A 25,040-nucleotide genomic window follows, 5' to 3' on the forward strand; every position below is an offset into this window, starting at 1 on the left:
CTCAGGGGTTCCCGGCCTTGACGGCGGCAATCACGCCGCCGTCGACCAGCAGATCGGTACCGGTGATGAAAGTCGCTTGCGGACCGAGCAGGAAGGCCGCAGCGGCCGCGATGTCGTCGGGGGTCCCGATCCGGCCGGTCGCCGACATCGCGATCATCGCGCGCATGCCGTCCCCGACGGGGGAGGCGAGTTCTTCCTGCGACATCGGCGTGGAGATGATGCCGGGGCTGATCGAGTTGATCCGGGCGCCGCGGCGGCCCCAGTGCGCGCTGGCCGCGCGTACGCGAAGCAGGTTGGCCTGCTTGGCGATCGGATAAGCCATTGTCGATTCGGTGATACTGCTGACGAAGTCCAGGCCCAGCAGTTCGCCGGGCGGGTTGTGCGCCAGCGCCCTTTCCCGCTCGGCGTCCATCGGCGGGAACATGTGGCCGGCCATGCTCGCGATCACGACACCGGCACCGCCCGGCGCGACGATGTCACCGAAATCCTGCAGCACCAAGGCGACACCGAGCAGGTCGACGGCCATCACGGCCTGTGCCGAGGCTTGCGCCGGGGACAGACCGGCGGTGTGCGCCACCTGAGTCACGGGCCCGAGGGAGCCGGCGAAGTCGGCCAGCGCGCGCACCGACTCCGCTGACGAGACGTCGACACGCTGGTTCTCGATCTCGTAGCCGTCGGCCGCCAGCGCTTCGGTCGCCGAGATCAGCTTCGCCTCGCTGTTGTCGGCCAGCAGCACCGTCTTGCCGGAACCGAGTCGCCGCGCGATGGCCAGACCCATACCGCCGGCGCCGATCACGGCGAGAACTTCTCGAGTTGCGGTCATTGCATCTCCTTCCGGGCCAGATCCCAACCGAAGAATAGGATGTCCGCGGCTAGGTTGGACGGGGTGTCGGCCGAACAACCGTGGAATATCAATATCCACTACGACGGACTGGTCGAATCCACCGTCCCCGTCGATGCCCGGCAGATTCTCGACGTAGGTTGCGGCGACGGTTTCCTGGCCGCCCGCTTGGCCGAGCGGTTTCCCGAGGTCACCGCGATCGACATCGACGCGCCCGTCCTGCGGCGTGCCCAATCTCGCTTTGCCGATGCCCGGGTTCGTTGGACGCACGGTGACGTGATGACCGCGGACCTGTCCCGGTTCGACGCGGTGGTGTCCAATGCGGCTCTGCACCATATCGAGGACACCCGGGCGGCGCTGGCCCGGTTCGCCGGACTGGTGCTGCCCGGCGGCACCCTGACCGTCGTCACCTTCGTCAAACCGTCACTGCGACAGGGGTTGTGGCATCTCAGCAGTGGGTTGGCATGCGCCGTGGTCAATCGCGTCAAAGGTAAGTGGGAGCACAGTGCTCCCATCAAATGGCCGCCGCCCGACACTTTTTCGCAACTGCGGACCCATCTCGGCGCGGTACTGCCCGATGCCCGCATTCGGCGCCTGCGCTACGGCCGGGTCCTGATCACCTGGCGCGCGCCGATCCAACCGTCAGCCGTCTGAGCCCATCGCCGCAGCACTGGCCTGTGAGATGAGTTCGACAGCCTGATTGCGCGGGAGCGAACCCAACATCTGCATTGCGGCCCGCATGTCGTCGCCGACGATCCAGGTCGGCCCGTTGGTCAGGTTCTCGAACGCCTCGGCGATGACGTCCTCGACGCTGGCCGCGCCCGGCGGGACGTCGTCGGGCGAGGCGATCTGACCGCGGCTGTATTCGAGTTCACGCAAGGCGGGCGTGTTGGTCTTGCCCAAGATCAGCCCCAGGACATCGACACCTCTGTCGTGGAGTTCAGCCCACAACGCTTCGGCGAAGACCATGCCGAAAGCCTTGGATGCACCGTAGGCCACCATGTTCGGGCCCCCGGCGAATCCGGCGCCCGAGCCGAAGATGACGATCCCACCGCGTCCCCGCGCCACCATCTGCGCAGCGAAATGGTGGCACAACTGCATCGGCACCACGCAGTTGCGCTGCACCATCGACTCCGCGGCGGCGAGTGGATTGGTCAGGAACGGCTGGAAATCGGGGTCGGCACCGGCGCAGTACACCAGGAATCCGATGTCGAGGTCACCAACCGCCTCGACGATGGTGCTCGACGCGTGTGGTTGCGCGAGATCCACTGCGAGGGTGCGGGTTTGAACAGATGTCGTCGAATTGATCTCGGCGGCAACCTGATCCAGCACGGCCTGCCGGCGCGCCAGCAGCACGACGTTGACTCCGCGCTCGGCCAGGCCTTTGGCGAACGCGGCGCCCACGCCGTCGGATGCCCCCGCGATCAATGCCCACGGGCCGTACTTCGCTGCGAATGTCACGTGCGCCCCGCTCCGGCAATTTCTCAAATAGACGAGATACACTCTCGAAATAGTGGTCCAACTCTAAGAAGACCGGTCAGAGGGAGTCAAGCCATTCGCGGATCCACTTCTGCCCCGACCGCGCGGGTACTCGACGTGGTCGAACTGCTCGCCCGCTCGACCGACCGGCAATTGCGTTTCTCCGACGTCGTCCGCGAACTCGATCTCACCCAGGCGACCGCGCACGCCATTCTCAAGACGCTCTGCGACCGGGGGTGGGTAAGCCGCGACCCGATGGACAGGACGTTCACGCTGGGTCCGGCGTTGGCGGTGGTGGCCGCCCGTGCCGACATCGCCCGGCCACTCGCCCATCACGCCCGCGCGGCGGCGCTGCGGGTGTCCCGTGAGGTGGGCTTCGCCGGCTCGGTGGTCGAGCGGTTCGAGGACTCGCTGGTGATCACCGCGTTCGAGGGAGACGGGGCCACCGAACCCTCGGGACTGCCCGGCGACCGAATCCCATACGCGCCGCCGTTCGGCGTCGCCTTTGCCGCCTGGGACACCGCCGAGGGTCAGCGCGACTGGATCCGCCGCGGAGCAGGCAACGATGCCGAACGCGTGCAGCGCCTGCGATTGGTGCTGGCGCGCACCCGCGACCGTGGGTTCGACGTCGACTGCACCACGCCCGCGTTGGCGCGGGCCGCGCAGTTGGTGGGCAGGCTGCACAACGACGAGATGCCGGTTACGGTCCGCGAGATCCTTGATCAGCTGCTCGTCGAATTCACTGCCAGCGGAGCGCTTTTCGAGGACGGCCGGGCACTGCAACCGGTGGCCACCATCGCCGCCCCGGTGTTCGGTCCCCGTCGGCAGGTCGCACTGATCATCGCGGTCCATCCGCTCAGCGCCATCACGGCTCGCCAGATCCGGTCGATAGGTAGCCGGTTGGTGCAGGAAGCCGAGTTGGTGTCGCAACAGTAGGCATGGCGCCCGATACGCGCGTTCCCCTTGCGTGGTTTGCTTCCGGCATTGAATGATCGGCGCATCCGCGGCATCGATTCGGCCGCGATCGGTTCCGAAGGAGCGCACGTGGCCAAAAAGGAGAACCGTACGGTCAACCGGTGGGAACTGGTCACCTGCGCGCTCACCGGTCATGCCACCTACGCGCCCGACGACGAGGCATTGGCCGAAAGGCTCAGTGCCACAACCGAACTCGGGGAGGCGTGGCGCTGCCTACGATGCGGTGACTTCGCCCTGGGCGAGCCGCACGGGCGCGGCCGTCCCGAAGATGCGCCGCTGATAACCAGGGGCAAGGCGTTGCGGCAGGCCATCATCATCCGCGCGCTGGCTGTCGAGCGCCTGCTGCGGGCGGTGGTGTTGGCACTCGCAGCGTGGGCGGTGTGGACCTTCCGCGGTTCCCGCGGTGCCATCCAGGCCACCCTGGACCGGGACCTGCCGATCTTCCGTGCAGCCGGATTCAAGGTCGACCAGATGACCGCCGTCCAAGAACTGGAGAAGGCACTGGCCGCGAAACCGTCCACGCTGGCGTTGATCACCTGCATGCTCGGCGCCTACGCGGTGCTGCAGGTTGTTGAAGGCGTCGGCTTGTGGCTACTGAAACGCTGGGGGGAGTACCTGGCGGTGGTGGCCACGTCGCTGTTTCTGCCGCTGGAGATCCATGACCTGCTCAAAGGCGTCACGATGACCCGGGTGGTGACGCTGGCAATCAACCTGGCAGCGGTGGTGTACCTGCTCGTCTCCAAACGACTGTTCGGTCTGCGCGGCGGACGCCGAGCCTACGACGAGGAACTGCACGGCGAGCAGTTGCTCGACCTGGAAAGGGCGGCCATGACGGCCGAGGTGTGACCGAGGCGACACGCCCCTGACTTGACTAGAGTTTAGTCAGGGGGTGACGATGAAGCGCGTGAGCGAAATGGCCTGCGACACCAGAACCCGCACCGTCGAATGGGCAGATCCGATGGTCGCCGCAGCTGCCGCCCGCGGCCGCGGTGGTCTGGAGTTCTTGCAGGCCATGGCCGCCGGCGAGATACCGCCGCCACCTGTGATGAGCACCATCGGCGCTCGCCTGGAATCGGTTTCGAAAGGCACGGCGGTCTTCACCATGACGCCGGCCGAGTTCCACTACAACCCGATCGGCTCCGTCCATGGCGGCATGTACTGCACCTTGCTCGATTCGGCCGCCGCGTGCGCAGTCCACAGCATGCTGCCGGCCGGGGTCGCCTACACCAGCCTCGACCTGTCCGTGCGGTTCATCGGTGCGATCAGCGTCGACACCGGGCCGGTCCGGTGCACCGGCACGGTGACCCATCTGGGCCGGCGCACCGCGCTGGCCGAAGCAGTGCTGACCAGTGGCACCGGCAAGTTGTTGGCATCCGCGACCAGCAATTGCCTGATTCTCAATCCCTAACCGCCGCAACGAGATCGGAGTCACGTGAAGCTGTCGGGTGGGCTGGCTGACCGGGACCGCTGGACGGTGGCCGATTGGTGCCCGATGGAATATGCGCTGCAGTTCATCGGCACCCACTCGGCCATGGTCTTGCTGCGTGAAACATTCTTCGGCGGAAGGCGTTTCGACGAACTGGCCCGCCGCGCCGGAGTGACCGAACAGATCGCCGCCAAACGGCTCCGGCAACTCGTCGATGCCGGACTGCTGGAAAAGCGGCCGTACCAGGAACCCGGGCAGCGCACCCGCTACGAGTACGTGCTCACCGAGCGTGGCCGCGAACTGTTCCCGGTGCTGATCAGCCTGATCGAATTCGGCAGGTCCCTGCAGGGTGAAGCCGGCGCCATGGAACTCGTCCACGACGGATGCGGCGCCGCCGTCGTCCCCCGCGTTCGATGTACGGCGGGGCACGACGTTTCGCTGACCGATGCGGCCGTACGGATTGCGAAGCGCTGACGGTTCACCGCTGTGACAAGAGCGGCAGGCACGTGGCGATTGTGCCGGACTCCACAGGGCCGCTTCGCCCGTTCTTAACCGCAGTGCGGGGAGTGTGTAAAGCGGACGGGCTGCAATTTGACCAACCGACGACAGGACCGACGCCATGACAGCACTCCACCACGGGAAGCTGAGCCCCCCGGGCTTCGACTTCGTCGCGCCGATCCGGGCGCGCGCCTGCCTTGCCTGGCACGCCGTATCGAGAAGCAAGACGCGCGGCTTCCGCCTGATGCAACCGGGCGCCGAACGCTGCTGACCTCTTTGGGCCTGGACAGCGGCCCGGGTACGGTCAGCTGATGGCACTCCCACCTGCAGGAAAGGACGGCGCCGCCGTCGTCACCGGTGCATCGTCGGGCATCGGCGAGCAAGTCGCGCGGATACTCGCACAGCGCGGCTATCAGGTCGTGTTGGTGGCGCGCAGCGTCGATCGCCTCGAGGAGATCGCCGGCCGGCTGGGCGCGCAGGCGCACCCGCTGCCCGCGGATCTGTCCGACCGCAATGACCGCGCGAGCCTGCTCGATCGCGTCGTCGCGTTGGGTCTGACCCCGGACATCCTGGTGAACAACGCCGGACTGTCCACGACTGGCGTCGTCGCGAAGTCCGACCCGGCGAAGGAACTCAACCTGGTCGAGGTCGATGTGGCCGCGGTCGTGGACCTGACCAGCAGGTTCCTGCCCGGAATGGTCGAGCGCCGGCGCGGCGCCATCCTCAACGTGGCGTCCGTGGCTGCGTTCGGCCCGCTGCCGGGTCAGGCGGCCTACGGCGCGGCCAAGGCATTCGTGTTGTCCTACACCCACTCGCTGCGTGGGGAGTTGGGCGGAACGGGGGTGTCCGTCACCGCGCTGTGTCCGGGACCGGTGGACACCGGATTCGGCGAGGCGGCCGGGTTCTCCAAAGAAGAAGCCGACGCGGCGTTACCCAAGGTCATGTGGATTCCCGCCGACAAGGTGGCGCAGGCCGGGATCGACGGGCTGGCGGCCGGCAAGGCTGTAGTCGTCCCGGGACTGGTCAACCGGGCGGCCTCGGCATTGTTCCGGGTCGCGCCCCCCGAATGGATGCTGCCGCTGCTCACCCGCAGTCATCCTGCGCTGAAACGCAATTGAGCTATCCGGCGCGGTCGCCTTCGGTGGCCGCGCGCAGCAGGTCGTCGCGGGCGCGCGCCACCCGGGAGCGGACGGTGCCGACCGGGCATCCGGCGACTTCTGCGGCTTCGTCGTAGGACAGACCGAGGATCTGGGTGAGGACCAGGGCCTCGCGGCGCTTCGGATCCAACCCGTCGATCAACATCCGGACTTCCACCATGTTCTCGATCCGGTTGCCACGCGGACCCGGTGCAGGACTGGCGGCGAGCGCTTCGTCGAGGTCGGCCACATGGGCCGTCCGGGGCCGGCTCGTGTCGTGCCGGATCTGATCGACGACCACGCGACGGGCGATCGAGAGCAACCAGGTGCGGGCGGTGGACCGGCCGGCGAAACGCGGCAGCGCACCGATCGCCCGCAGGAACGTCTCCTGGGTCAGGTCGTCGGCGCTGGCCGGGCCGGCGAGATAGGCCACCATCCGCCACACATCGCGCTGGGTGGCCTGGATGAATTGCGACAACGCCGCCCGGTCACCCCGACCGGCGCATTTGGCGAGGTGGGTAATTTGGTCATCGTCGCCGCCAGTCGCCACGGATGTCGAGGATAGGCCATAACTGCGGTCGATACGTCGGGAACTAATCAGCCGGTCGCGACGACTGATCTGTATCGGACGGTTTGACAGGAGGTGAGGAACCGCGATGACCACGACGACCACGACCGACGCATCTTCCGAACGCGCCGAGGTGGTGCAGCTCGATATCACCGGGATGTCCTGCATGGCCTGCGCGCACCGGGTCAAGTCGACGCTCAACAAGCTGCCGGGTGTGCGGGCCTCGGTCAATTTCGCCACCCGCGTCGCGACTGTCGAGGCCAGCGGGGACGTCACGGCCGACGAGCTGTGCGCGGCGGTGCGTGGTGCCGGTTACGACGCCGAGCTGCGCCGAGGCGGCGACCTGGATGCCGATCCCGATGCCGACCGGGCGCGGTACCTGTTCACCCGGTTTGCCGTCGCCGCCGTGTTCTTCGTGCCGCTGGCGCACCTGTCGGTGTTGTTCGCCGTGATGCCGGGCACCCGCTTCACCGGCTGGCAGTGGCTGCTCACTGTGCTGGCTCTGCCGGTGGTGGCCTGGGCGGCGTGGCCGTTCCACCGGGTCGCGCTGCGCAACGCGATGCACGGCGGGGCGTCGATGGAGACGTTGATCTCCGTCGGTATCACCGCCGCCACGATCTGGTCGTTCTACACCGTTTTCGGTGAGCACCAGACCACCGAGCGCCGGGGCGTGTGGCAGGCCCTGTTGGGCAGCGACGCCATCTACTTCGAGGTGGCCGCGGGCGTCACGGTCTTCGTCCTGGCGGGCCGCTATTTCGAGGCCCGCGCCAAGTCGAGGGCGGGAAGTGCGCTGCGCGCGCTCGCGGCGCTGAGTGCCAAGGATGTCGCTGTCCTGCAGCTCGACGGGTCCGAAGCGGTCATTCCGGCGGACGAATTGCAGGAGCAGCAGCGCTTCGTGGTACGCCCCGGTCAGACGATCGCCGCCGACGGACTCGTCGTCGAGGGATCCGCCGCGGTCGACCTCAGCGCGATGACGGGCGAAGCCAAACCCGTGCGGGCGCGTCCGGGATCGCAGGTGATCGGCGGCACGATCGTGCTCGACGGACGGCTGATCGTCGAGGCCGCCGCGGTGGGCGCCGACACCCAGTTCGCCGGCATGGTCCGGCTGGTCGAGCAGGCGCAGGCACAGAAGGCCGACGCGCAGCGACTCGCCGACCGGATCGCCTCGGTGTTCGTCCCGTGCGTCTTCGTCATCGCGGCATTGACTGCCGCGGGATGGCTGCTCGCCGGCGGGCAGCCGGACCAGGCTTTCTCGGCCACCCTGGCCGTGCTCGTCATCGCCTGCCCCTGCGCGCTGGGTCTGGCCACCCCGACGGCGATGATGGTCGCGTCCGGGCGTGGCGCCCAACTCGGCATCTTCCTCAAGGGTTACCAGTCGTTGGAGGCCAGCCGCGCCGTCGAAACGGTGGTGTTCGACAAGACCGGCACGTTGACGACGGGGCACCTGACGGTCGGCGCGGTGACCGTCGCGCCCGGCTGGGATGCCGACGAGGTCCTCGAACTGGCCGCGACGGTGGAAGCCGGATCCGAGCACGCGGTGGGACTGGCGATCGCCGCCGCCGCAGCGCAGCGCGAACCCGTCGCCGACTTCCGTGCCGTACCCGGCCGGGGGGTCAGCGGCAGCGTCAGCGGCCGGACCGTGCGAATCGGCAAACCGTCCTGGATCGCCGCCGCCGACCAGGAGCCGGTACTGCTCGCGGCCCGGCGCAACGCCGAATCACGCGGTGAGACAGCGGTATTCGTCGAGGTGGACGGCCACCCGTGCGGCGTCATCGCGGTGGGTGACGCGGTGAAGGACTCGGCGGCCGACGCGGTCGCCGCGCTGCACCAGCGCGGCATCCGAACCGTGCTGTTGACCGGCGACAACCCTGCATCCGCGGGCGCGGTGGCCGCCCGCGTCGGGGTGGACGAGGTGATCGCCGACATCCTGCCCGAAGGGAAGGTCGACGTCATCGAGCAGCTGCGTGAGCGCGGCCACGTCGTCGCCATGGTCGGCGACGGCATCAACGACGGACCGGCGCTGGCCTGCGCGGACCTGGGTATGGCGATGGGTCGGGGCACCGACGTCGCGATCGGCGCCGCCGACGTCATCCTGGTCCGGGACGACCTCGAAGTCGTGCCGCTGGCGCTGGACCTGGCCGCAGCCACCATGCGCACGATCAGGGTCAACATGATCTGGGCATTCGGCTACAACATCGCCGCGATTCCGATCGCCGCCGCCGGACTGCTCAACCCGCTGATAGCCGGCGCCGCCATGGCGTTCTCGTCGTTCTTCGTCGTGTCGAACAGCTTGCGGCTGCGCAACTTCGGCGCGGTGCGGGACTAGGGCCCAGGGCGCGCTGCGGCTACGCGGCCCCGTCGGTCGGCCACAGATGGCCGCGGCGCCGACCACGAGATGCGTTCTGCGGCAACACGATCTCGGGCTCCGACGCGGATGCTGAGGGTACCGGTGCCGGGTCGTCGCGCCGCCACACCAGGATGGCCAGTACAGCGCCGACGAGCACTGGAACGTGCGTCAGTATCCGCATGATCGTGACGGTCCCGGACACCGCGTCCACCATGACGTAGACGCTGAGCACCGCGGCAAAGGCGGTCAGCACCGTCGCGAGTCCGGCCGCGGCGCGCGGCCAGAGCGCGGCGCCCAGCATCGTCACGGCCAGCGCGAGCGACCACGACGTCGACTCGTGCAGGAGATGGTTGCCCGGGCCGCTGTGATCGTGGGTGAATCCGACGCTCAGGCCCAACCCCTGTGCACCCGCCAGCACCAGCTGCGTCGCACCGACCGACAGCAAAGCCCAACGCCGCCAAGACAATCCGGCCCGCCCCGGCCGTGGTGGCCGGTCGAGGCCGAACGGCCCGAGCGGCGTGATCACCGGACGGGACTGGACCAGCCGTCGTAGCAACTCGGCCTGTTCGCCCGCCTGCTCGAACCACGTCCGGCACGGGGCACACCCACCGAGGTGCTCGTCGACACGCGCCGTGGGCACCGGCTCGCGCTCACCGTCGAGCCGAGCCGACAAGGCTTCCCGGGCCACCTCGCAGTCCATGCCCTTATAGTCGCGCAGTACGCGCGAATAATTCCCGCTCCGGCAGACTTTTCTGTGCAGCGGTCAGCCGAATTCGACGAGCGTCGTCGGAGCCCGCAGCCGGCGCAGCGCAGAGATCCGGTACGCCAGCGGGACCACGGACCGCAGGAACCTGCCGCGCCCCGGTGGGGCGGGCAACTCGCGCACCGCGCGGACGCCGGGAATGGCGAGCAGCTCGGCATATTGGTTGGCGGTGAACCAGAACGGCATCGGCGGCGCCGTGTAGAACTTACTCAGCCGGAACCCGCGGCGGCGCGAGTACACACTCAGCAGCCGCGGAATGCTGTCGAACACCAGCTGGCCGCCGGGAAAGCGTTGCGCACACGCCGCGATCAGCTCGAACACCGTTGTGCGGTTGAGGTACTGCAGCAAACCCTCGGCGGTGATCAGCACGCCCTCGCTGTCGTCGACCCGGTCCATCCAGGAGTAGTCGAGTGCGGACTGGGCGCAGTAGCGCAACCGGTCCGACGCGGGCAGTAGCTGCCGGCGCAGCTGCACGATCGGCTCCAGGTCCACCGAAATCCAGCTGAGGTCACCGTTGTCGACCCGCCAGAAACTGGTCTGCAGCCCTTCGGCCAGGGCGACGACGGTCGCCCGCGGATGCCGGGACAGGAATTCCCGAGTGGCGTTGTCGAATGCCAGCGCGCGCAACGCCGTGGCTTGGTGAGTGCGGCCGAAGTGCTGGTAGTCGTAGTCGATGCTGTCACGCAGGGTGACGGCCATCGGATCGTCGATGATGCCGTCCGGCCGCGCCGCCTCGGTGGCTCGCTGATGCAGTGTGATCAGCGCGGTCTCCGAAACCCCGGTCAGGTGGCGGCCGTCGACGACTGACATGAATCTGACTGTACTGATCGGGAACTTTGGGGCCGCTCCGCACGACTACACCACCGACGCGCATGCAAGGAGGTGAAGCCTGACCGGGCCGATATGGATGGCAATGCCTCCGGAGGTGCATTCGGCCCTGTTGAGCGCCGGGCAGGGACCGGGACCGCTGCTCGCCGCCGCAGCGCAATGGCACGAGCTCGGCATCCACTACCGCGACGCGGCCGCCGAGCTGAGCCTGCTGCTCGCCGACGTCCAGTCCGGTAGCTGGCAGGGCAGCAGCGCCGAGAAGTACGTGACGGCGCACGGCCCCTACCTGGCCTGGCTGGAGCAGGTCGCGGTCGACAGCACCGTCTCCGCCGCTCAGCACGAGACGGCGGCGGCCGCATACACCAGCGCACTCGCCGCGATGCCGACCTTGCCGGAGCTGGCCGCCAACCACGTCGTCCACGGGGTCCTGGTGGCCACCAACTTCTTCGGCATCAACACCATTCCCATCGCCCTCAACGAGGCCGACTACACCCGGATGTGGATTCAGGCTGCCGAGACGATGGCGGCCTATCAGGTGACGACCGAGGCGGCGACGGCCGCCATGCCCGTCACCCAGCCGGCGCCACCCATCCATACCGCTGAGAGCTCTTCGGACGTGGCCGGTTCGATCACCCAGATCTTCACGGAACTGACCGAACTCATTGCCGACCCGTACGCGTACTTTCTGCAGTTCTTCCAGCAACTCGGATTCAGTCCCGCGACCACCGTCGTACTGGCCGTGATCGCGCTGCTGTTGTACGACATCCTCTGGTACCCGTACTACGCCTCGTATGCGCTGTTGCTGCTTCCGTTCTTCACACCGGCTCTCAGTGCGCTGAGCGCGTTGAATGTGTTGTGGCAGTTGCTGAATGGCTGGCCGTCGGTGGGACTGCTTCCGGTCCCCGTGGTGGCCGGCGAGGCCCATCGGGGTGTCTCGGAGATTCCTGTCGCGGTGGCGCCGGTCCCCTCGATCGTTACCGGTATGGGAGCGCAGGTGGCCAGTCCCGCGCCCGCCGCGTCCGCCCCGGCGCCATCCGTCGGCACCGCTTCGGCGCCCGGAATCGGTTACGCCGTCATGGGTTTCGCGCCGCCGGGGGTCAGCTCAGGGCCGAAGGTCGGCGCGAAGTCGCCGGACACCGTGGCTGACGGGATCGACGCCGCGGCGGCGGCGCGGGCGACTCCGGCCCGCCTCCGGGACCGTCGGCAACGACGGGCCAGCACCGGTGTGCGCGGTTACCGGGACGAATTCCTCGACGCCACCATGGACGGGCCAATACCCGCCGCCAGCGACACGGAACCGTCCTACACCGCCAGCGGGCACGGGTCCGGCCCACTCGGCTTCGCCGGCACCGTACCGACCGCTGCGAGCGTCCCGTCCGGACTGGTCGGGCAGATGGGCGAGGGCGTAGCGGTGCCGTTGCTTCCAGCGACGTGGCCCGATGACGCTCACACCGCGCCGGGGCGGCGCTGATGCTCCAAGAATCCGCCAAGAATCTCTTGAGAATCCTCGGAGTGATCGATGGCAGTCTCATTTTTCATCGGAAGCCAATGGGGGCGGAAGTGAAATCACTCGAACGTTATCCAGGAGGTCGATTCCCGCTGGCTGAGGAAACCGAAACACAACGTTCTGTTCGACAATCGACAAAGGAAACCAAATGACGCTCAACGTCAAAGGCGAGGGACTCGGTGCACAGGTCACCGGACTCGATCCCTCGAATTTGGAACACCTCACCACCGAAGAACTGCGAGAGATCGTCTACACGCACAAGCTCGTCGTTCTCAAAGATGTGCACCCGACTCCGGAGCAGTTCATTCAGCTCGGTCGGCTGGTGGGAGAAATCGTGCCCTATTACGAGCCGGTCTACCATCACAAAGACCATCACGAGATCTTCGTTTCGTCCACCGAGCAGGGTCAAGGAGTACCGAAAACCGGCGCTTTCTGGCACATCGACTACATGTTCATGCCGGAGCCGTTCGCCTTCTCGATGGTGCTCCCGCTCACGGTGCCCGGACACGACCGCGGCACCTACTTCATCGACCTGAACCGGGTCTGGGAGTCGTTGCCGGCCGCCAAGCAGGACCCGGTGCGCGGCACATTCAGCACTCATGATCCACGGCGCCACATCAAGATTCGTCCCAGCGATGTCTACAAGCCCATCGGGGAAGTGTGGGACGAGATTAACCGGACCACGCCGCCGATCAAGTGGCCGACGGTGATCAGGCACCCGCACACCGGGCAGGAGATTCTCTACATCTGCGCGACAGGGACCACCAAGATCGAGGACACAGAGGGGAATGTCCTCGACCCGGCGATATTGCAAGAACTAATGGAGGCGACCGGTCAACTCGACACCGAATACAAATCGCCTTTCATTCACACCCAGCACTACGAGGTCGGCGACATCATTTTGTGGGACAACCGTGTTCTCATGCACCGTGCAAAGCACGGTACCGCCGCCGGCCATTTGACCACCCACCGGCTGACCATGTTGGACGGCCTTATCACACCAGGATATGCAGTATGACTACCATCACGTTATCTCCGTACACCCAACCGGTTGAATTCACCGACATCGGCGACACCGCGCCGATCGAAGAGCACCTGCTCGCTCGGGTCCTGGAACCCTATGCCTACAAGGGCTGCCGCTATTTGAAGGACGCGAGTTACAAGGCGACCGCCGATTCGGTCCTCGCATACGGGAACTTCAGTATCAGCGACCCCGCCTACATTCGCAGCACCGGGCATTTCAATGCCGTCGAACTCATCATCTGCTTCAACCAACTCGCCTACAGCGCTTTCGCGCCGGCCATTCTCAACGAGGAGATCCCGGTGCTGCGAGGCTGGTCGATCGCCGACTATTTCGACCTGCAGTTGCCCAGCATGCTGATCAAGAACACCTCGTCGCGGTTCAAGAGGATCATCCACGCGCAGAAGTTCTCCGCACGCTTGCTGTGCCAGAATTTCAAGGTCATGGAACGGTCGATGCGCTATCTGTCGGTCCCCTGCACCATCGAGTTCTGGGACGAGTTCGGCGGTGCTGCGACCGCTGAGGTCGAGCTGGCCGCACTCAACATTCCGTAAGTCCGGCAGGAGAGCACTTCACGTCATGTCTCAGTTACCAAACACCGTGCTGGAGCGGGTTTTTCAGCAGGCCCGACAGCGGCCAGGGGCCATTGCCCTGCACCGCTGCGACGGCAGCAGCTCGCTCCGGTACGGCGAACTCGTCACCGAAGTGGATCGGCTGGCGGCGGCTCTTCGCGCGCAGTCGATTTCGCGCGGATCGCGGGTGCTCGTCATTTCCGACAACGGACCCGAGACCTACCTGTCGGTGTTGGCTTGCGCCAGGCTCGGTGCGATTGCGGTGATGGCCGACGGCAACCTGCCGCCGGCGACGATCGAACGGTTCGGCCAGATCACCACGCCGGGTGCGATTCTCGTCGCGCCCGGAAGCCGGATCGCGGCTTCGGTGCTGCCGGCGGGCCTGCAGTCGATACTGGCGACGAGGGTCGACGTCAGCGCCGGCGTGACGGGCGCCGCCGAAGTGACCGAGGTCGGCGACGTCGACCAAGACGCCGAGGATCCGCTGGCGATGATCTTCACCAGCGGAACGACCGGCGAGCCCAAAGCCGTGCTGCTGGCCAATCGCACCTTCTTCGCCATCCCGGACATCCTGCGCGAAACCGGATTGGACTGGGTCAGCTGGGTGGACGGGGAGACGACCTATTCCCCGCTGCCCGCAACGCACATCGGCGGGCTGTGGTGGATCTTCACCTGCCTGATGCGCGGCGGCGCGTGTGTCACCGGCGGGGAGAACACGACCTCCCTGATGGAGATCCTGAACACCAACGAGGTTGCGACCACCTGCCTGGTGCCCACCCTGCTGTCCAAACTGGTCGCCGAACTGAAGTCCAGCGACGACAAAATTCCGTCGCTGCGCCTGGTCGGCTACGGCGGGTCCCGGGCGATCGCGGCCGACGTGCGCTTCATCGAGGCCACCGGCGTCCGCACCGCACAGGTCTACGGTCTGAGCGAAACAGGTTGCACCGCACTATGTCTGCCCACCGACAATGGGTCGATCGCCAAGATCGAGGCGGGCGCGGTGGGCCGTCCGTACCCTGGCGTCGAGTTCTATCTGGCCGGCCCGGACGGCGCTACCCCGACCGCCCCGGACGCTGCGCCGTCGGCCTCCTTCGGCACCCTGTGGATCAAGTCGCCGGCAAACATGTTGGGGTACTGGAACAATCCCGAACGCACCAGCGAGGTGCTGGTCGACGGCTGGGTCAACACCGGTGATCTGCTCGAGCGCCACGAGGACGGCTTCTTCTACATCAAGGGAAGGTCGTCGGAGATGTTCATCTCCGGTGGCGTGAACGTCGCGCCCGACGAGGTGGACCGGATCGCCGAAGGTGTGCCCGGCGTGCGGGAGGCCGCCTGCTACGAGATCCCGGACGCCGAGTTCGGGGCACTGGTCGGACTCGCCGTCGTCCCCGCGACCGAGCTGGATGAACTCGGGGGCCGCAAACTCAAGCAAGCGATTGCCGCGCACTTCCGCGAGCAGTCGGAGTCGGCGGCGCGGCCTGCGGCCATCGTGATCGTCACCGAGATCCCGCGCACCCAGTCCGGCAAGGTCATGCGTGCCTCGCTGGCCGCCACGGTGAGCGGCGACAGAGTAGGAGTGAGTGCTCATGGTTGAGACGACGAGGGAACGAATCCTGGCCGCTGTCTGCGACGTGCTGTACATCGACGAAACCGACCTGATGGACGGCGACGCCACCGATCTCAGAGATCTCGGTCTGGACTCCGTGCGGTTCGTCCTGCTGATGAAGAAGCTCGGCGTGGACCGGGAATCCGATCTGCCGTCCCGATTGGCCGAGAACCTGTCGATCGCGGGCTGGGTCCGGGAGCTGGAGTACTCGAGTGAGCCGGCTTGAAAACGGTTGTGCTGACGCGGTTCCGCTGAGCCGATCACAACGCAACCTCTACAACGGGGTGGTGCAGGACGGCGACCCGACGCTGTACCTGATCGGGAAGCAATACCGCTTCCGCCCGCTCCCACTGCCCCGTTTCATGACCGCCCTGCAGGCCTCGGTGCTGGAAAACCCGGTGCAACTGTGCGTCCTGGAACCGGGTGACGACTATCCGGAACTGGTGGCGCGGTTGTCATTCGACGACATCGTGCGGGTGCGTTCGGGTGAGTGTGATCATGCCGAGGAGGAGCTGACGCGCGAGTGGTCCGCCGGCATCCTCGGTGTGCCGCTGGTGCGCTACACCGTCTGGACCGACGAGCACGGCGACGTGACCGGCATGGACGTCCACTCCCACCACATCGTCGTCGACGGCGGCGCCACCGGAATCGTCGAGGCGGACCTGGCGCGGCATCTCGCGGCCGGAGATGAAGTCGAAGTGCCCAGTGTCGCAACGGGTGTGGCCCGACTGGCCCGAGCGCACCGACGCGAAGACGCCAAGGTCGAAGAGTCGCTGCAGCGAGTGGCGCCCGCCGTGCAGCGTGAGCTCGCCGACGAAGCGCGACTGGGCGCACCCGGTCAGACCGCCCAGAGCACCCCGGGCTCCGCCGCCAGAGGTGTCCTGCGGGAATCGGTGACGATCTCCGGCGACGCCTTCGACGCGATCCTGGCCCTGGCGGAGGACAAGCAGGTCCCGCTCAATGTGCTGGTGGCAACGGCGGCCACGGCAGTGCACGCAAGCCTGCGGCAGAGTACCGAGTGCCTGCTGGTCCATGCCGTGGACAACCGGTTCGGCGACCCGGAACTGAATGTCGCGACCTGCCTGGTCAATTCGCTGGCGCACTCCGTCCGATTCCCGCCCTTCGCGTCGGTACAGGACGTGGTTCGCGCTCTCGACCGGGGTTATGTCAAGGCGGTCCGACGTCGATGGCTGCGTGAAGAACACTTCCGCCGTATGTATTTGGCGATCAACCGGACGTCGCACGTCGAGGCGTTGACGCTCAACTTCATCCGCGAGGCGTGCGCGCCGGCCCTGCGCCCGTTCCTGTCCGAGGCACCGACAGCGACGGCAATCGGTCCCGTCGAGGGCATGACCGTGGCGAGCGTGCTGGACGAAGAGCGGCGCACCCTCGACCTCGCCATCTGGGACCGGGCGGATCTGCCTGGGACCAAGACACCGATAGCGGCACGGATCGCCACGGCGCTGGAATCGATGGCGACCCGATGGGAGCAGCCGATCGCCACGATCGCCGAAGAATGGTTGGTGGCGGGCCCAGACGGGGCGCTCACTCCGGACGGTGGGCTGATGCGGACGCCTCCGCCGCCGGTGCCGGCCTGGTTCGTGGGCGCCGGCGTCGCCGACATCCTGCAGACCCGGCCGTTCGTGCACCGCTGGGTTGCGTGGCTGGCGCAGAACGCCGGTGCACCCGGTGCGATGCTGGTCTTCACCGATGACGACGGTGACAAGACGATCGATCTGATGATCGCCTGTCACCTGGCCGGTTTCGCGTACAGCGTCTGCGACCGCCCCGACGACGTTGCGGCGCGGGTGACCGCAATCGGCGAGCACGGTGCTGATCTGACCGCGCACGCCCTCGACGTCACTGCGGCAGACCTTCCCGCGGTCCTCGACGATGCGCTCCGCGACCTCGCCGACGCGCGTATCGCGCAGGTGACCGCCGACGAGTCCCTCGCCGGCCAAACCGCTTACATCATGCCGACATCGGGGTCCACCGGACAGCCGAAGCTGGTCCGGGTGTCGCACGGCTCGCTCGCGCTGTTCTGCCACGCGGCCGGCAGCGCCTACGGGTGGGGACCGCAGGACACCATCCTGCAGTGCGCTCCGTTGACGTCCGACATCAGCGTCGAGGAGATTTTCGGTGCCGCCCTGTGCGGCTCGCGGCTCGTCCGGACCACCGCCATGAAAACAGGTGACTTCGGCGCTCTGACAAAGGAATTCGGCGTCACCGGTGCGACGGTCGTCGACCTGCCGACCGCCGTCTGGCACCTGCTGTGTGAGGACGGCGACGCGATCGCGGAGATGCGCCACTCCGATCTCCGGCAGATCGTCGTCGGCGGTGAAGCCATCCGCCCGGGCGCCGTCGACAAGTGGATCGAATCGGGCGCGGCACAACGGATCTCACTCGTCTCGAGCTACGGCCCCACCGAGACAACCGTCGTCGCCACCTATGTGCCGGGTATTTGCGACCAGGCACCCGACGCCCGGCTCAGGGTGGGTCGTCCCATCGTGCCGGGCAGCGTGTTCGTTGCCTTCGGTGAAATCGTCATCGTCGGCGACCTGGTCTCCGCGGGCTATCTCGGCACCGACGACCGCGCCTTCGGTACCGTGACCGCCGGCGACGGTTCGACATACCGCGCGTTTGCCACCGCCGACCGGGTAACCGTTGACGCCGAAGGGTTTCCGATCTTCTCCGGACGCAAAGACGCCGTGGTGAAGATCTCCGGCAGGCGTGTCGACATCGCGGAAGTGACCAGGCGCATCGCCGAAGACCCCGCAGTGTCCGACGTCGCCGTCGAGTTGCACAACGGCGGCCTCGGCGTGTGGTTCGAGACGGCGCGGACCCGGAAAGGCGTCGAGGACGCCGCGGCGGCCACCCGCATCAGGCTGATCCTGGTGAGCTCGGGGGTGTCCTCGTTCTTCGTCGTCGGGGTGCCCAACGTTCCCCGCAAGCCCAACGGCAAGGTGGACAGCGACACCTTACGGACGCTGCCGCAGTTCGTGGAGACGAAGCTCGACGACGCCGATACCGATGACCGGGCTGCCGCGCTCGCTCAGATCTGGAGCCGCCGACTCGGCACGGCGCTGCGCGCGGACTCGTCGCTGCTGGGCGAGGGAATCGGCTCCCTGGACCTCATCCGGATCCTGCCGGACAGCCGAAAGTTCTTGCGGCGCCAGGTCACCATTTTCGATCTGATCAGTGCCGACACCGCCGCCAACCTGGTCGCCGACGCCGCGTCCACCGGTGGGTGGATGGACGCCGACACCGCCGCCGAAATACAGCGCGACCTCGACGCGCTTTCGCGGCAACTGCCCGCGGGGGACGGCCGGCGAACCGACGCGGACGGCGCGATCGTCGTGCTGGGCGCGTCGGGAATACTGGGCACCGGCTTCGCCGCGGCGATACTGGACCTGAAGCGATCCGGAGTTCGCTCTCCCGACGTCGTCTTGGCGACCAGGTCGGCACTGCCTGAAGAGGGGCCGTGGGGTGCGCTGCGATCCACCGACGGGGTACGGATCGAACGACTTTCGGCCGACTTCGGTGGACCAGAGCTGGATGCGTTGCTGCGCGACACCGCCGCCGGGACCGTCATCAACTGCATCGGCAACACCAACGTGCTCGTCCCGTATCGCGAACTACGCACGGCCAACGTGGATTTGGTCTCGGCGCTGGTGGAGGCGTGTGTCGAGCGCGGTGCGAGGCTGGTGCATCTGTCGACGTTCGTCGTCGATGCGGAAGTCACCGCGGCTCGGGTCACCGATCCCCGCTGCGCACCGTATCCGTATGCGGCGTCCAAGTCGCTGGCGGAGCTGATCGTCGCCGGCGCCCCACCTGCATTGGACTTCAGCATCGTGCGCCTTCCCCGGGTGCTCGGTGAGGACTACCAGCTGCGCGACTCCGCCGACGTCCTGGTGTCGGTCGTCGACGCCTGCCACGCGGTGCAGGCCTATCCCGCCCTGACCTTGACCGAAGAGGTGACCACCGGCCACGGCGCGGCGAGCGCGATCCTGGGCATCGTGCCGGAACTGGGCGGGGCCCCAGAGTTAGGGCGGAACATCACCGTATTGCGCAGTGAGACAATAAAATACACGAAGCTGCTCGACGAGTTCGCGCTCGACGAACTCGACGTCGCCGAGTGGAAACACCGGTTGGACCACAGCGACTGGGCGCGCCGGAATCCGCGCAGATGGTCGGTGGTGGATGGCTGGGTGAGCCTGGGCATGACCGTCGGCGCACGCACGTACGCGGAGTTCCTGGCGGACTACCCGACGATTCCGCTCGGGATCGAACCGGTCACCGAACTCGACGCGCCGGCACAGCCGATTTCGAGCCTGCTCGCGCACGGATGTGACTCGACGTCAACCCTGCACTGACAGCGCGGCGAACACGATCGCCATGCCGGCCGCTGTCGTCGCCTGCACGGCGCTGGCTAACCGCTTGCGGCGCAGGCGTGTTCCCCGGCGGCGCCGCAGCGTGAGGAACCGGTAACCCCAGACGCAGGCGGCAACCACGAAGACCGCAACCCATATCCAGTTCGCCATGCCGACCCAGCCCACGGGTGCCAAGCTTGCGGGTTCGGCCATCTCCATTCCCGGCATCGAGACATCCGGTGTCGCGTGCGGATTACCCGGAGTCAGGTGGCCACCCATTACCGCATACATCCACGCCATCGCCAGCATCTTCACCGCGTGATAGCTCCGCAACAGCCGGGTCGCTATCGCGCGGGCGGCGAGGACGGCCGTCATCACGAACCACCCGGCGGCCGCCAGGAAGAAGAGTTCGGCCGGCGTCGCGGGCAGCTGCAGGCCCTGCGGCCACGCCATCACCACCATCGCGACCGCCATCGCGAGATGCAGTGCGAGGCCGATCTTCGCGGTCCAGGATCGCCGGTCGGTGGCGACCGCGACACCCACCGCGCTCAGCAGGAACAGGGCGGTGACCGCCCAGCGCAACGGCAGGTCCTCGATCATTCCCCGCAGACTATGCGGTCGCACCGACGAACCGGCGAAAGTGCCGCCGTAAGCTGCAGGGGTGGAGACCGACGAGCTGAGCGCAGCCGCGACGTCGCCCGCGCGAGGGTTTCGCGGGCGGACCGCGTTGTTGCTCGGTGCGGTCGTGACCGTCGCAGTCGCAGTCGCCGGCTATGGACTGATCGCGGGGCCGCGGCACTATGCCGCCGCCGGAAATGGGTTCCCCGGCGCCTTCGTCAGCGCCGCCGAGCCGCTCGGGTACTTCGTCGCGTCGATGCTGGGCGCCTTGTGTCTGGGCGCGTTGCTATTGGTCGCCGTGACGTCGCGGCCAGCACCGGACGGGCTGCTGGATCCGGCGGCATTCCGGATTCATCTTGTGGCCGAACGGGTTTCACTCTGGTGGCCGGTGACCGCCGCACTGATGGTGGTCGTGCAGGCCGCGCACGACACCGGCGCGCGGCCAGACGTGCTGTTGGGCAGGGGCATGCTGCTCGACGCCGTCGGCCTCTCCGAAGCGGCACGGGCCTGGATTGTCGTGCTGGTCTGCTCGGTGCCGGTCGCGATCACCCTGCGTTTCAGCACCCGGTGGCTCAGTCACGTCGTGCTGTTGATACCCACGGTGCTCGCCGTCGTCGCGACCGCGGTGACCGGCAACGCGGGGCAGGGTCCCGATCACGACTACGCGACCAGCGCGGCCATCGTCTTCGCGGTTGCGCTGGCTGCGTTGACCGGACTGGCGGCGGTGGCGGCGCTGCTCGGCGTGCCGCCCACGCGTCGGGTGCTGGTGCTGCGGGTCGTCTGCGGCGCGCTGGTCCTGGCGTACGGGACGGTGCTGCTGTACCTGCTGATCCCCGGTTGGGCCCTGGACTCCGAGTTCGCCCGTCTGGGTCTCGTGGCCGCCGTCCTGGTGGTGTTGGTGTGGTCGGCGGACTTGGGAAGCTGCCTGCGGTCGCAGCGACACGTGGTCGACGGCGCGGTCTCAGGACTGGTCATGACGGTGGTCATGGCAGCGGTCTCGCTGATGGCCGTACAGACCGCGCCCCGGTTGCTGACGCACGACTTCACCGGCTGGGACGTTTTTCTGGGTTACCAACTGACGCGGCCGCCGTCCGTCCTGGGCGTGCTGAGCTTCTGGCGTTTCGACGGACTGATCGGCACGGCCGGTGTCGTGCTGGCGATCGCGTACACAGCCGGCTTCCTCGGGTTGCGCCGCCAGGGCAACTCGTGGCCGGTCGGTCGGCTGGTGGCGTGGCTGAGTGGTTGTGCCGCTTTGGTTTTCACCAGCAGTTCGGGGCTGCGGGCGTACGGGTCGGCGATGTTCAGTATCCACATGGCCGAACACATGATCTTGAACATGTTCATCCCGGTGTTGCTGGTGCTGGGCGGCCCGGTGACGCTGGCGCTGCGAGTGCTGCGGCCGGCCGGCGACGGCAGGCCGCCGGGGCCGCGGGAATGGCTGACCTGGTTGTTGCACTCCCGAGTGACGAAGTTCTTCTCCCACCCCGTGGTGGCCTTCCTGCTTTTCGTGGGCTCGCCCTACGTCGTCTACTTCACGCCGCTGTTCGACACACTGGTCCGTTACCACTGGGGCCACGAGTTCATGGCGGTCCATTTCCTGTTGGTCGGCTATCTCTTCTACTGGGCGATCATCGGCATCGATCCCGGACCGCGCCGACTGCCCTACCCGGGGCGCATCGGTTTGCTGTTCGCGGTCATGCCGTTCCACGCGTTCTTCGGGATCGCGTTGATGACGATGACGTCGCCGGTCGGCGAAATGTTCTACCGGTCGGTGAATCTGCCGTGGCTGTCCGACCTACTGGCCGATCAGCACCTCGGTGGGGGAATCGCTTGGAGCCTCACCGAAGTGCCGGTGGTCATCGTCATCGTCGCGCTGGTGACGCAGTGGGCCCGGCAGGACCGTAAGGTGGCGAATCGCGCCGACCGCCACGCCGACAGCGACTATGCCGACGACGATCTGGCGGCCTACAACGCGATGCTGCGCGAGTTGGCGCGGATGCGGCGCTAACCGCGGCGCTAGCCCAGCACGGTGAAGTTGCCCTCGCCCCTCAGCGCCGCCTGAACCTGTTCCCGGGTGAGCTCGACGTCGGTCGAAACGCGCACTGCGGACGTGCCTTCGGAGTTCAGATCGACGCTGACCGCGCTCACCGGCCGCAACGCCGTCAGCGCGGTGGTGATGGTTTGTACGCAACCCTGGCAATGCAGTCCGTCGACCGAGAATGTCTGTTCAGTCATGGTGAATAATCATACTGGCGGCCAAAGTTGCGCAGCCGCAGGCTGTTTGACACGACGAAGAACGACGAGAACGCCATCGCGGCGCCCGCGATCAGCGGATTGAGCAGGCCGGCGGCAGCCACCGGGATGGCCGCGACGTTGTAGCCGAACGCCCAGATCATGTTCAACCGGATGGTGCGCAACGTGGCGCGCGCCAGGTCCAGCGACTGCGGAACGATGCTGAGATCGTCGCGCACCAAAATGATGTCGGCCGCGCCGATCGCGACGTCGGTACCCCGTCCGATGGCCAATCCCAGATCGGCACAAGCCAATGCCGGACCGTCGTTGATGCCGTCGCCGACCATCGCGACGGTCTTGCCTTGCTCGCGCAGTCGCTCGATCACGTCGACCTTGCCCTGCGGCAGCACCTCGGCGACCACGGTGTCGATGCCGACCCGGGCGGCGATCGCCTCGGCCGCCGCTTTGTTGTCGCCGGTGAGCAACACCGTGTGCAGCCCGCGCCGGTGCAACGCGGCCACCGCATCGGCCGCTGAGTCCTTGACGGTGTCCGAAATCGCCAGCGCCGCGCACACCGTGCCGTCGACCGAGACGAAAACGACTGTCTCACCGCGTGACTCGCCGTCCAGCCGCGCGGAGTCCAGCGCGTCGTCGCACGGTGACATCCGGGTGATCCAGGACGGCTTACCCACTTCGACCCGGCGACCGTCCACGATGCCCGAAACGCCACAGCCGGGAATCGCTGCGAAATCCTTGACCGGCAACGGATTCGGCGAAGCGGCCACGATCGCCGCCGCGATCGCATGCTCCGAGGCGGCTTCCACGGCCGATGCCAGCGCCAACACGTCGTCGCGACCGAACCCCTCGACAGTCGTCACGGAACTCACCGTCAGCCGCCCGACCGTCAAGGTGCCGGTCTTGTCGAACACCACCGTGTCGACGCCGCGGACGGTCTCCAGTGCGCGGTGACCCTTGATGAAGATCCCGAGTTGGGCGCCCCGCCCGGACGCCACCATCATCGCCGTCGGGGTCGCCAGACCCAGCGCGCAGGGACACGCGATCACCAACACCCCGAGCAGCACCGAGAAGGCGCGGTCCGGCCCGGCGCCGGCGGCCAGCCAGACCGCCCCGGCCGTCAACGCGATCGCGAACACCACCGGGACGAACACCGCCGCAATACGGTCGGCGAGGCGCTGGGCGCCCGCCTTCTCCGCCTGCGCTTCCTCGACCAGCCGGACCATCGCGGCGAACTGGGTGTCGGCGCCGACCGCGGTCGCCTCGATGATCAGCCGGCCGTCGAGGACGACGGTGCCGCCGACCACGGCTGCTTCCGGATACGCGCGCACGGGTTTGGCTTCCCCGGTCATCGCGCTGGTGTCGACGGCCGCGGTCCCCTCGACGACGACACCGTCCGCGGCGATGGTCTGTCCCGGTCGGGTCACGAAGCGCTGCCGCTTCTTGAGTTCCGCGGCGGGGATCACCAGCTCGGCCCCGTCGGGCAGCAGGACCGTGACGTTCTTGGCACCCAACGCCGCCAGGGCACGCAGCGCGCCGCCGGCCTTGGACTTGGCACGCGCCTCGAAATACCGTCCCGCCAGCACGAACACCGTGACGCCGGCGGCGACCTCGAGGTAGATCGCGTCGCTGTGCAGAATCGCCTGCCAGATCCCGTGCGTTTCCCGCGGCGGTGCCGGCCGGAACACCGTCGCCAACGACCACACCGTGGCGGCCACGATGCCGACCGAGATCAACGTCTCCATCGAGGCCGTCCGATGCCGCGCGTTGCGCAACGCGACGGAGTGGAACGGCCACGCCGCCCAGGTCACGATCGGTGCCGCCAGCGCGGCCAGCACGAATCCCCAGCCGGGGAACCGGGCGCTGGGCACGATCGCCAACATGCTGGACAGGTCGGCCAGCGGCACGAACAGCACCGCGGCGATCAGCAGCCGCCGCAGCAGGCCGCGCGCGTGGGCGGCGTCCGGGTCGACCGCGTCAGCGTCCGGGACGGCGGACTCGTCGTGCGGGGCCGCCCGATAACCGGCTTCCTGCACCGCCGCACAGAGGTCATCGTCGGCGACGTCGAGGGCGTCGACGGTGGCGACGCGGGTGGCGAAGTTCACCGAGGCGCGCACCCCGGGGATCTTGTTGAGCTTGGTCTCGACCCGGGCGGCGCACGCCGCACAGGACATGCCGGACACGTCGAGCCGGACCCGACGCGCCCGCGCAGAGTCCTGCACAACGGGAGTCGCCATC

The 25,040-nt window shown here is 67.5% G+C and carries 22 protein-coding genes; 14 read left to right on the top strand and 8 right to left on the bottom strand.

The window, feature by feature from the left end; translation table 11 throughout:
* Position 1: 1 nt before the first annotated feature.
* Positions 2-823 (bottom strand): SDR family oxidoreductase, encoded by an 822-nt coding sequence (locus AC5Y4D_RS02240; RefSeq protein WP_500036235.1) that lies wholly within the window; start codon positions 821-823, stop codon positions 2-4.
* 63 nt (positions 824-886) lie between these two features.
* Between AC5Y4D_RS02240 and AC5Y4D_RS02245 the strand changes: the two genes are divergently transcribed.
* Entirely contained in the window at positions 887-1,495 is a 609-nt protein-coding gene (locus AC5Y4D_RS02245; protein WP_500036236.1) for a class I SAM-dependent methyltransferase, read from the top strand.
* On the opposite strand, the gene AC5Y4D_RS02250 is transcribed toward AC5Y4D_RS02245, so the two are convergent.
* Entirely contained in the window at positions 1,484-2,302 is an 819-nt protein-coding gene (locus AC5Y4D_RS02250) for an SDR family NAD(P)-dependent oxidoreductase (RefSeq protein WP_500036237.1), read from the bottom strand. The genes AC5Y4D_RS02245 and AC5Y4D_RS02250 overlap by 12 nt on opposite strands.
* 93 nt (positions 2,303-2,395) lie before the next feature.
* Between AC5Y4D_RS02250 and AC5Y4D_RS02255 the strand changes: the two genes are divergently transcribed.
* The 5 genes from AC5Y4D_RS02255 (at position 2,396) to AC5Y4D_RS02275 (ending at position 6,337) form a co-directional block, all read left to right on the top strand.
* A complete protein-coding gene (locus AC5Y4D_RS02255) occupies positions 2,396-3,256 on the top strand; it encodes a helix-turn-helix domain-containing protein (protein WP_500036294.1) in 861 nt (286 codons plus the stop codon).
* A 108-nt stretch (positions 3,257-3,364) separates the two neighbouring features.
* Positions 3,365-4,141: a DUF2127 domain-containing protein gene (locus AC5Y4D_RS02260; RefSeq protein ID WP_499991422.1), complete on the top strand. Its 777-nt coding sequence runs from the start codon at positions 3,365-3,367 to the stop codon at positions 4,139-4,141.
* Between the two features lie 49 nt (positions 4,142-4,190).
* Positions 4,191-4,703, top strand: coding sequence for a PaaI family thioesterase (locus tag AC5Y4D_RS02265; RefSeq protein ID WP_500036238.1), 513 nt, complete (start codon positions 4,191-4,193; stop codon positions 4,701-4,703).
* Positions 4,704-4,727: 24 nt separating this feature from the next.
* On the top strand, positions 4,728-5,195 hold the full coding sequence (locus tag AC5Y4D_RS02270) for a winged helix-turn-helix transcriptional regulator (protein WP_499943829.1): 468 nt from the start codon (positions 4,728-4,730) through the stop codon (positions 5,193-5,195).
* Between the two features lie 335 nt (positions 5,196-5,530).
* Entirely contained in the window at positions 5,531-6,337 is an 807-nt protein-coding gene (locus AC5Y4D_RS02275) for an SDR family NAD(P)-dependent oxidoreductase (protein WP_499943830.1), read from the top strand.
* A gap of 1 nt (position 6,338) precedes the next feature.
* Here the strand turns inward: AC5Y4D_RS02275 and sigC are convergent, their stop codons facing one another.
* Complete coding sequence (gene sigC, locus AC5Y4D_RS02280; protein WP_500036239.1) at positions 6,339-6,905, bottom strand: RNA polymerase sigma factor SigC; 567 nt, start codon at positions 6,903-6,905, stop codon at positions 6,339-6,341.
* 106 nt (positions 6,906-7,011) lie between these two features.
* On the opposite strand from sigC, the gene AC5Y4D_RS02285 reads away from it, so the two are divergent.
* The gene (locus AC5Y4D_RS02285) at positions 7,012-9,249 is read left to right on the top strand and encodes a heavy metal translocating P-type ATPase (RefSeq protein WP_500036240.1); all 2,238 of its coding nucleotides are present in this window, start codon (positions 7,012-7,014) and stop codon (positions 9,247-9,249) included.
* Positions 9,250-9,268: 19 nt separating this feature from the next.
* Here AC5Y4D_RS02285 and AC5Y4D_RS02290 read toward each other — a convergent pair whose 3' ends face one another.
* Both AC5Y4D_RS02290 and AC5Y4D_RS02295 read right to left on the bottom strand, forming a co-directional pair.
* Positions 9,269-9,970: a zf-HC2 domain-containing protein gene (locus AC5Y4D_RS02290; protein ID WP_499943833.1), complete on the bottom strand. Its 702-nt coding sequence runs from the start codon at positions 9,968-9,970 to the stop codon at positions 9,269-9,271.
* A gap of 63 nt (positions 9,971-10,033) precedes the next feature.
* Positions 10,034-10,843, bottom strand: coding sequence for a class I SAM-dependent methyltransferase (locus tag AC5Y4D_RS02295; RefSeq protein ID WP_499943834.1), 810 nt, complete (start codon positions 10,841-10,843; stop codon positions 10,034-10,036).
* Between the two features lie 97 nt (positions 10,844-10,940).
* Here AC5Y4D_RS02295 and AC5Y4D_RS02300 point away from each other — a divergent pair, with 97 nt between their 5' ends.
* The 6 genes from AC5Y4D_RS02300 to AC5Y4D_RS02325 all read left to right on the top strand — a co-directional run bounded on the left by AC5Y4D_RS02300 (position 10,941) and on the right by AC5Y4D_RS02325 (position 19,940).
* Positions 10,941-12,332, top strand: coding sequence for a PPE domain-containing protein (locus AC5Y4D_RS02300; RefSeq protein ID WP_499943835.1), 1,392 nt, complete (start codon positions 10,941-10,943; stop codon positions 12,330-12,332).
* A 184-nt stretch (positions 12,333-12,516) separates the two neighbouring features.
* Positions 12,517-13,386, top strand: coding sequence for a (3R)-3-[(carboxymethyl)amino]fatty acid oxygenase/decarboxylase (gene scoE / locus AC5Y4D_RS02305; RefSeq protein WP_499943836.1), 870 nt, complete (start codon positions 12,517-12,519; stop codon positions 13,384-13,386).
* Positions 13,383-13,943, top strand: coding sequence for an FcoT family thioesterase (locus AC5Y4D_RS02310; protein WP_499943837.1), 561 nt, complete (start codon positions 13,383-13,385; stop codon positions 13,941-13,943). Before scoE ends, AC5Y4D_RS02310 begins: the two co-directional genes overlap by 4 nt.
* Positions 13,944-13,968: 25 nt before the next feature.
* Entirely contained in the window at positions 13,969-15,555 is a 1,587-nt protein-coding gene (fadD10, locus tag AC5Y4D_RS02315; RefSeq protein ID WP_499943838.1) for a fatty acid--CoA ligase FadD10, read from the top strand.
* The gene (mmaB, locus tag AC5Y4D_RS02320) at positions 15,548-15,793 is read left to right on the top strand and encodes an acyl carrier protein MmaB (RefSeq protein WP_499943839.1); all 246 of its coding nucleotides are present in this window, start codon (positions 15,548-15,550) and stop codon (positions 15,791-15,793) included. Before fadD10 ends, mmaB begins: the two co-directional genes overlap by 8 nt.
* On the top strand, positions 15,780-19,940 hold the full coding sequence (locus AC5Y4D_RS02325; protein ID WP_500036241.1) for an AMP-binding protein: 4,161 nt from the start codon (positions 15,780-15,782) through the stop codon (positions 19,938-19,940). Before mmaB ends, AC5Y4D_RS02325 begins: the two co-directional genes overlap by 14 nt.
* On the opposite strand, the gene AC5Y4D_RS02330 is transcribed toward AC5Y4D_RS02325, so the two are convergent.
* Entirely contained in the window at positions 19,926-20,537 is a 612-nt protein-coding gene (locus AC5Y4D_RS02330) for a DUF5134 domain-containing protein (RefSeq protein WP_499943841.1), read from the bottom strand. The two genes, AC5Y4D_RS02325 and AC5Y4D_RS02330, sit on opposite strands and share 15 nt — an antisense overlap.
* Positions 20,538-20,598: 61 nt before the next feature.
* Between AC5Y4D_RS02330 and AC5Y4D_RS02335 the strand changes: the two genes are divergently transcribed.
* Positions 20,599-22,563 (top strand): cytochrome c oxidase assembly protein, encoded by a 1,965-nt coding sequence (locus AC5Y4D_RS02335; RefSeq protein ID WP_499943842.1) that lies wholly within the window; start codon positions 20,599-20,601, stop codon positions 22,561-22,563.
* A gap of 8 nt (positions 22,564-22,571) precedes the next feature.
* On the opposite strand, the gene AC5Y4D_RS02340 is transcribed toward AC5Y4D_RS02335, so the two are convergent.
* Positions 22,572-22,790: a heavy-metal-associated domain-containing protein gene (locus AC5Y4D_RS02340; RefSeq protein WP_499943843.1), complete on the bottom strand. Its 219-nt coding sequence runs from the start codon at positions 22,788-22,790 to the stop codon at positions 22,572-22,574.
* Positions 22,787-25,039, bottom strand: a complete 2,253-nt coding sequence (locus AC5Y4D_RS02345; RefSeq protein ID WP_499943844.1) for a heavy metal translocating P-type ATPase — start codon at positions 25,037-25,039, stop codon at positions 22,787-22,789. Before AC5Y4D_RS02345 ends, AC5Y4D_RS02340 begins: the two co-directional genes overlap by 4 nt.
* Position 25,040: the final 1 nt, after the last annotated feature.

This window comes from Mycobacterium sp. NGS67 (assembly GCF_059812185.1).

What these genes read in the sequence shown, in the direction of transcription:
- AC5Y4D_RS02240 (WP_500036235.1), bottom strand. Translation starts at nt 823, where the DNA reads ATGACCGCAACTCGAGAAGTTCTCGCCGTGATCGGCGCCGGCGGTATG.
- AC5Y4D_RS02265 (WP_500036238.1), top strand. Translation starts at nt 4,191, where the DNA reads ATGAAGCGCGTGAGCGAAATGGCCTGCGACACCAGAACCCGCACCGTC.
- AC5Y4D_RS02275 (WP_499943830.1), top strand. Translation starts at nt 5,531, where the DNA reads ATGGCACTCCCACCTGCAGGAAAGGACGGCGCCGCCGTCGTCACCGGT.
- AC5Y4D_RS02285 (WP_500036240.1), top strand. Translation starts at nt 7,012, where the DNA reads ATGACCACGACGACCACGACCGACGCATCTTCCGAACGCGCCGAGGTG.
- AC5Y4D_RS02290 (WP_499943833.1), bottom strand. Translation starts at nt 9,970, where the DNA reads ATGGACTGCGAGGTGGCCCGGGAAGCCTTGTCGGCTCGGCTCGACGGT.
- AC5Y4D_RS02295 (WP_499943834.1), bottom strand. Translation starts at nt 10,843, where the DNA reads ATGTCAGTCGTCGACGGCCGCCACCTGACCGGGGTTTCGGAGACCGCG.
- AC5Y4D_RS02300 (WP_499943835.1), top strand. Translation starts at nt 10,941, where the DNA reads ATGGCAATGCCTCCGGAGGTGCATTCGGCCCTGTTGAGCGCCGGGCAG.
- scoE (WP_499943836.1), top strand. Translation starts at nt 12,517, where the DNA reads ATGACGCTCAACGTCAAAGGCGAGGGACTCGGTGCACAGGTCACCGGA.
- AC5Y4D_RS02310 (WP_499943837.1), top strand. Translation starts at nt 13,383, where the DNA reads ATGACTACCATCACGTTATCTCCGTACACCCAACCGGTTGAATTCACC.
- fadD10 (WP_499943838.1), top strand. Translation starts at nt 13,969, where the DNA reads ATGTCTCAGTTACCAAACACCGTGCTGGAGCGGGTTTTTCAGCAGGCC.
- mmaB (WP_499943839.1), top strand. Translation starts at nt 15,548, where the DNA reads ATGGTTGAGACGACGAGGGAACGAATCCTGGCCGCTGTCTGCGACGTG.
- AC5Y4D_RS02330 (WP_499943841.1), bottom strand. Translation starts at nt 20,537, where the DNA reads ATGATCGAGGACCTGCCGTTGCGCTGGGCGGTCACCGCCCTGTTCCTG.
- AC5Y4D_RS02340 (WP_499943843.1), bottom strand. Translation starts at nt 22,790, where the DNA reads ATGACTGAACAGACATTCTCGGTCGACGGACTGCATTGCCAGGGTTGC.
- AC5Y4D_RS02345 (WP_499943844.1), bottom strand. Translation starts at nt 25,039, where the DNA reads ATGGCGACTCCCGTTGTGCAGGACTCTGCGCGGGCGCGTCGGGTCCGG.